This is a genomic window from Pseudoalteromonas sp. SG43-7, assembly GCF_014164295.1.
GTDB lineage: Bacteria > Pseudomonadota > Gammaproteobacteria > Enterobacterales > Alteromonadaceae > Pseudoalteromonas > Pseudoalteromonas rhizosphaerae.
The window spans coordinates 1-246 of record NZ_JACJEY010000235.1; the positions used below are offsets into that span (position 1 = coordinate 1).

Consider the following 246-nt stretch of genomic DNA (forward strand, 5'->3'; position numbering starts at 1 on the left):
CGTGCAGAGCGAGCTATAAAACCGTTCGTAATAGGGCGAAAAAACTGGTTGTTCTCAAATACCTGCAATGGTGCTCATGCCAGCGCTATACTTTATAGTCTTGTTGAAACCGCAAAGGCAAATGATCTTGTAGTGCATGACTATATTACTACTTGCTTACAACATATTGCAGAGCAGCCAGATAACCTTGAGCCACTTCTGCCTTGGAACTTTAGCAAAGCTAGGTGTCGTTAGCTATACGCTTAC

Annotated in this window: 1 protein-coding gene; it reads left to right on the forward strand. The window is 43.1% G+C overall.

Annotated elements, in window-relative coordinates:
• A partial coding sequence (locus H5200_RS23675) for a transposase domain-containing protein (protein ID WP_182741005.1) occupies window positions 1-234 on the forward strand: 234 nt, incomplete at its 5' end.
• Window positions 235-246: the final 12 nt, after the last annotated feature.